At 61.1% G+C, this 6,434-nt stretch carries 6 protein-coding genes; all 6 read left to right on the plus strand.

The annotated features are described in order from the left end of the window. The first annotated feature begins 118 nt into the window (after positions 1 to 118). The 6 genes from LQ215_RS07060 (at position 119) to LQ215_RS07085 (ending at position 6,270) form a co-directional block, all read left to right on the plus strand. The gene (locus tag LQ215_RS07060) at positions 119 to 1,408 is read left to right on the plus strand and encodes an MFS transporter (protein ID WP_230148308.1); all 1,290 of its coding nucleotides are present in this window, start codon (positions 119 to 121) and stop codon (positions 1,406 to 1,408) included. Positions 1,409 to 1,435: 27 nt separating this feature from the next. Next, positions 1,436 to 2,266, plus strand: a complete 831-nt coding sequence (locus LQ215_RS07065; RefSeq protein WP_230148310.1) for an amidohydrolase family protein — start codon at positions 1,436 to 1,438, stop codon at positions 2,264 to 2,266. A 109-nt stretch (positions 2,267 to 2,375) separates the two neighbouring features. After that, complete coding sequence (locus LQ215_RS07070) at positions 2,376 to 4,559, plus strand: PAS domain-containing sensor histidine kinase (RefSeq protein ID WP_230148312.1); 2,184 nt, start codon at positions 2,376 to 2,378, stop codon at positions 4,557 to 4,559. Continuing rightward, positions 4,556 to 4,957, plus strand: coding sequence for a response regulator (locus tag LQ215_RS07075; protein ID WP_230148314.1), 402 nt, complete (start codon positions 4,556 to 4,558; stop codon positions 4,955 to 4,957). Before LQ215_RS07070 ends, LQ215_RS07075 begins: the two co-directional genes overlap by 4 nt. A 239-nt stretch (positions 4,958 to 5,196) precedes the next feature. Next, a complete protein-coding gene (locus LQ215_RS07080; RefSeq protein WP_230148317.1) occupies positions 5,197 to 5,640 on the plus strand; it encodes an HIT family protein in 444 nt (147 codons plus the stop codon). A 111-nt stretch (positions 5,641 to 5,751) separates the two neighbouring features. Next, on the plus strand, positions 5,752 to 6,270 hold the full coding sequence (locus LQ215_RS07085; protein WP_230148319.1) for a hypothetical protein: 519 nt from the start codon (positions 5,752 to 5,754) through the stop codon (positions 6,268 to 6,270). The last annotated feature ends 164 nt before the right edge of the window (positions 6,271 to 6,434 follow it).

Below are 6,434 nucleotides of genomic sequence, written 5' to 3' on the forward strand. Positions count from 1 at the left end.
ACCGGGCTAGCGGCGAGTCGGTCGCCGCAGCCCGTATCGTTTTGTTTGCCATGACTGGCCCTGTAGCGGCGCGGTTCGCTCTCGGCTGCCTTTCGTTCCACCCATAAGGATAAAAATCATGTTCAGTTGGTATCGCCAAGTCACTGCGCGGGAGCGCAAAACGTTTTGGGCCTGTTTCGGCGGATGGTCGCTCGACGCGCTGGAAGTACAGATGTTCGGCCTGGCGATACCGGCGTTGATCGCCGCGTTCGCCTTGACCAAGGGCGATGCCGGGCTGATCAGCGGCGTGACCCTGGTCACTTCGGCCATTGGTGGTTGGGTCGGTGGCACGCTCTCGGACCGCTATGGGCGGGTGCGTACGCTGCAGTGGATGATCCTGTGGTTTTCCTTCTTTACCTTCCTGTCGGCGTTCGTCACCGGCTTCCACTCGCTGTTGATCGTCAAGGCGCTGCAGGGCTTCGGCATCGGCGGGGAGTGGGCTGCCGGTGCGGTACTGATGGCCGAGACCATCAATCCCAAGTACCGCGGCAAAGTCATGGGTACGGTGCAAAGCGCCTGGGCGGTGGGTTGGGGGCTGGCGGTCGGCGTCTTCACGCTGATCTACTCCTTTGTGCCGCAAGACATGGCCTGGCGGGTGATGTTCATCGTGGGCCTGCTGCCGTCGTTCCTGATCATCTGGGTGCGGCGCAACGTTGAAGAACCCGACAGTTTCCAGCGCCTGAAAAAAGAAAATGTCATCCCGCAGAGTTTCTTCAAATCCCTGGGTGGCATCTTTCGCCCCGAGCTGATCCGCGTGACCTTGTTTGGCGGGCTGTTGGGGCTGGGGGCGCACGGCGGTTACCACGCGGTGATGACGTGGCTGCCGACCTTCCTCAAGACCGAGCGCAACCTGTCGGTGCTCAACTCCGGCGGCTACCTGGCGGTGATCATCTTTGCCTTCTGGTGCGGCTGCGTGGTCAGCGGCCTGTTGATCGATCGCATTGGCCGGCGCAAAAACATCCTGCTGTTCGCGCTGTGCTGCGTGGTGACCGTGCAGTGTTATGTGTTCCTGCCGTTGAGCAACACCCAGATGCTGTTCCTGGGCTTCCCGCTCGGCTTCTTCGCGGCCGGTATTCCGGCGAGCCTCGGGGCGTTTTTCAACGAGTTGTACCCGGCGGATGTGCGCGGTGCCGGTGTGGGGTTCTGCTACAACTTCGGTCGCGTGCTCTCGGCGGTGTTCCCGTTCCTGGTCGGGCATATGAGCGACGCCATGTCCTTGGGCTCGGCCATTGGCATCGACGCCGGGATTGCCTACGGCGTGGCGGTGATCGCGGCGCTTTGCCTGCCGGAGACCCGCGGCCGCAGCCTGGAAGACGCTGCTGCATCGGCGCCTGCGGTGGAGAGTGACAGCCAGGGCGCCCGAGCCTGATTTCCCTTATTTCGATAGATGAAACCCATGGTTGATACCTGTTCTACGCCGATTACCGGCATTGACTGTCACGCCCACGTATTCAGCCGCGCGCTGGAGCTGGCCGCGGTCCGGCGCTACACACCCGACTATGACGCCACGCTCGCCCAGTACCTGGGCCACCTGCACGCCCACGGCTTGAGCCATGGTGTGTTGGTGCAGCCGAGTTTTCTTGGCACGGATAACCGCTACCTGCTGGCCGCGCTACGGCAAGCGCCAGCGCAATTGCGCGGGGTCGTGGTCGTGGCCCGAGACGTCAGCCGAGCCGAGCTGGACGACATGGCCCGCTTGGGCGTGGTCGGTGTTCGCTTGAACCTGATGGGCGCAGCCATGCCTGATTTTCGCGACCCCACCTGGAAAGGCTTTTTGGGCCACATCGCGGCGCTGGATTGGCATGTCGAGTTGCACGCCAACCTGGTGGACTTACCGGGGCTGGTGGGGCAGCTATTGCCATTGGGCATCAAATTGGTGGTCGATCATTTCGGTCGCCCGGATGCGCGTTTGGGGCTGGATCAACCTGGCTTTGCCCCATTGATGGAACTGGGGCAGGGTGGGCAGGTATGGATGAAGGTGTCCGGTATCTATCGATTGGGCGCAACGGCCCCGCGCAATCTTGAGTTCGCCCGCGCCTCGTTGACGCTGTTGGAACACCACTTCGGCCCTGAGCGCCTGGTGTGGGGCAGCGACTGGCCGCACACCCAGCATGAAGCACATGTGGGTTTCGAAACGGTCATGGAGCAGTTGCGCGCGCTGGAGTGTTCGGCGTCGCTGATGCGTGCGTTAATGGTCCAGGCACCCCAGGCATTATTCAGATTTTGAGGCGCGAGGCTTGTGACGTTGAGTTTTCCTGAACTCGCCCGATGAATAGGGATCTAGACTCCATTGATGCCCTGTGAAAGGTTTCAGCCAGGCGGTTTGAGGATGATTGATGTCGAACATTGAAGAGCTACCCATGGACACGCGTGCGCCAAGCGAGTACGAAAGCTTGATCGCGATGGGGACGAACGCGCTTGATGCCATCCCTGGTGCGGTGTACCTCTGCGATCGCCAGGGTTGGCTCGTCAGGTACAACAGTGAGGCGGCCGAGCTGTGGGGAAGGGCGCCGGCACTTGGAGAGAACGGTGACCGTTTCTGCGGCGCCCATCGACTGTTCCTGACTGACGGTACGCCGCTGGCATTCGAACACTGCCCGACAGCCTCGGCACTCGGTACCGGCATTGCCTCGCGCAATCAGCAAGTGCTCATCCAGCGCCCGGATGGCTCGCGGTTCGTGGCGCTGATGAACATTCGCGTCCTCAGGGATTGGCGGGGTGTCATCCAAGGGGTGATCAACTGTTTCCAGGACGTCTCGGCGCACCACGCCATGGCCGAAGAGCTTCGGCGCAAGAGCGCCGACCTGGAAGACTTTTTTGATAACAGCGCGGTGGGTCTTCATATCGTCAGCGGCGAAGGCATCATCCTGCGCGCCAACAAGGCGGAGCTGACGCTGCTGGGCTATTCGGCCGACGAGTACATTGGCCGCCACATCACCGAGTTTCATGTCGACGAGCCGGTCATTGGCGACATCCTCACCAAGCTGGGCAGCGGCGACTGCCTGGAGAGCTATCCGGCGCGACTGAGGGCAAAGGACGGCTCGATCAAGCATGTCATGATCACGTCCAATGGCCGCTTTGAAGACGGAAAGCTCTTCAATACGCGCTGCTTCACCATCGACAGGAGCGGTGTCCATGCGGCCGAGGCGGCGCGCCAGGACAGCGATGACCGGCTTTCGGCGACCTACGAGGCGGCGACCATCGGCATTGCCGAGGCCGGCGTCGACGGTCGCTTGCTGCGCGTCAACGATGCCCTGTGCAACATGCTGGGTCGCTCGCGCGAAGAGCTCCTGTCGATGACATTCCTGGACTATACCCACCCCGATTGCATCCCGCAGGACGCGGAGTTGTACGCCCGCCAGGTGGCCGGTGAACTGGATAACTACGTGCTTCGCAAGCGCGCCGTGAAGCCTGATGGCGAGGTCGTTTACCTCGACATCCACAGTTCTTCGGTGAGGGACGCCAATGGTACGTTTCGTTATGGCGTGCGAGTGCTGCAGGACGTCACCCTGGCGCGGCGAATGGAAAACCAGGTCCGCGAAAGCGAACGGCACATGCGCAATCTTCTCGAGGCGTTGCCTGCCGCGGTGTACACCACCGACGCCGATGGCCGCATCACCTTCTACAATCGCGCCGCTGTCGAACTGTCCGGGCGCACACCTCGGCTGGGCGACCAGTGGTGCGTGACCTGGAAATTGTTCAACACGGACGGCAGTTTCCTGCCCCACGACCAATGCCCAATGGCGGTGGCCCTGAAGGAAAATCGGCCGATACGCGGCGTCGAGGCCGTTGCAGAGCGGCCGGACGGCAGCCGTGTTCCGTTCACGCCTTTTCCCACGCCTTTGCATGACGCTGATGGAAACCTGGTGGGCGCCATCAACATGCTGGTGGATATCTCCGAGCGAAAGCAGGCGGAAAACCGCCAGAAAACGCTGATCGATGAGCTCAATCACCGGGTCAAGAACACCCTGGCCACGGTGCAATCGCTGGCAGCCCAGACGGCGCGCAACGCAGAGGATGCCAAAGACGGCTACAGGCGTTTCGAGGCAAGGCTCCTGGCGTTGTCACGGGCACACGATCTCTTGACGAAACGGCATTGGGGCCAGACGCCGCTCGATACCCTGGCCCACGAAGTGCTCAAGCCGGTGTTTGGGCATGAGCCTGGCCGCCTCGTGATTGAAGGCCCTTCTATAGACGTCGGCACCCGCGTGGCGCTCAACCTCACGATGACCCTCAATGAATTGGCGATCAACGCGCTGAAATATGGGGCGATGTCGGTCGAGACCGGGACGCTTGCCGTCACCTGGCACCTGCAAGCCCAGGCGGACGGAACGTTGCTGACCCTCGACTGGCGCGAACAAGGAGGACCACCCGTGTCACCGCCGGAACGCGAAGGGCTGGGTTCGCGCTTGATGCAGCGTTGCATCGAGCGCGACCTGGCCGGCAAGTTTGACCTTACCTACGCTGCGCAAGGCGTTTGCTGCCGCTTTTCGTTCCTGATTGGGGTGACCGGGGCATGACCCCATTTGGTGGCGTCAAGGTGCTGGTCGTCGAGGACGAAGGGGCAGTTGCCCTGTTGATCGAGGACATGCTCGAGGAGTTGGGATGCGAGGTGGTGGCTTCAGTCGCCCGGCTCGCTGCAGCACGTGACATGGCCGGCTCGGTGCAGGTTGACCTGGCCATCCTCGACGTCAACCTGGCTGGCGAGCGTGTGTTTCCGGTGGCCGAGATCCTTCGCGCTCGCCATGTTCCCTTCCTGTTCAGCACCGGATACGGCGCCAGCGGGCTGCCAGCCGAATACGCCGCCTGCCCGGTCCTGCACAAGCCGTTTTCGCAAAGTGAGCTGCAGCAGAAAATTGCCGTTACGCTGACGGAGGCTCGCGAAAGCGGCTTGGCTGCCAGCACCGATGTCGACTGACCCGCCGCCTTCGCGAGCAAGCTCGCTCCCACAAGGGATTTGCGGTGGTCACTCAATCAAGCTCCACCGCTGATCCAATGTGGGAGCGAGCTTGCTCGCGATAACGGTGGCACAGGCAATCTCATCGCCAACGAATACAACACCGTCGCGAGCAAGCCCAGCCCTTGGCTTCAAGTAGGCCTCTGACTGTGCTAAATCTCTTACCGGTAACCAACCTCCCCAAACTCCAAGGAGTGATCATGAGTCTCCACGGTCATTACGATCCGCAGAACATTTTTGCGCTGATCCTTCGCGGCGATGCGCCGTGCTACAAGATTTACGAAGACGCCGATGTCTTGGCCTTCCTGGATCTTTTCCCTCAATCGCGCGGCCATGTCCTGGTTATCCCCAAAACCTCCCAGGCGCGAAATATCCTTGAGGTCGAGCCCGTCGTCCTGGGTGCGATGATGTCTGCCGTGCAGCGCCTGACGCGGATCATCGTGGACGAATTGCAGCCGGACGGGGTCCAGGTCGCGCAGTTCAATGGTGCGGTGGCCGGGCAAACGGTCTATCACATTCACATGCACATCATTCCTCGTTGGGAAGGTGAAGCGCCCGGTGTGCATGGCAGGGGCAAGGCCGATCCCCAGGAGCTGGAAGCACTCCAGGCGCGTTTGGTCGAGCGCATTCGCTTGGCGGCCTGATGCAGGACAGGGTTGTGCACCCCGCCACAAACCGGTCAACAATGGCTACCAAATCCCTAGCTAACCGCTACCATCGGACGCTGATCTCCCAATACCCCGGACCTCACTTTGATGAAATTGCGCCTGCTGACCGCCGCCTTGTTTTTCACCTGCACCCTGACTCACGCCGCTGAATCGAAACCCGTTCCGAAAGCCCTGGAAGAACAGATCGGGCATCTGGTAGCGCTCATCAAGGACAGCTATGCCACTGGCTATCCTGAAGCGACGCTGGTGCAGACGCTGGACACCGGCGAGGACAGCCAGGTCACCCTGGCGGTCTTCACCATCGAGGGTTTCGGTATGGGCAACAACTACAGCCAATACCTGGCGGCCTTTACGCCCGAAGAGAATGAAGAAGGCGTGCCGCACTACAGCCTGTTGGACGTGATGCGCATCGGTGGCGACAGCTGGCGTGCCATCGACAAACTCGATGCCAAGCTGGTCAGCGATCCGACCGGGGAGCAGACCCTGATCGACATTCCCGTGATGGAGAACACCGACGAGGACGCGCCGAATTTCCCAAGCAGGGCCTCCGTGATTCACCTGTCGCTGGACGGATCACAGGCAGTGCGGTTGGTCGAGATCAGATGAATGGTTTGTGCAAGTTAGCCTGAAGGCGGAACATTTGGTTGACGTCAAAATGATGGCTCATTAATATCGCGCCACTATTTTGATGTCACTTTCCGCTCGAGGGATCGAACATGTCCTCACCCGCCTTTTGGGCGAGGTTGTGCGTGGCTTTGCTGTGCCTTTCT

The sequence above is a fragment of the Pseudomonas brassicacearum genome (assembly GCF_918698105.1).
Taxonomy (GTDB): domain Bacteria; phylum Pseudomonadota; class Gammaproteobacteria; order Pseudomonadales; family Pseudomonadaceae; genus Aquipseudomonas; species Aquipseudomonas brassicacearum_F.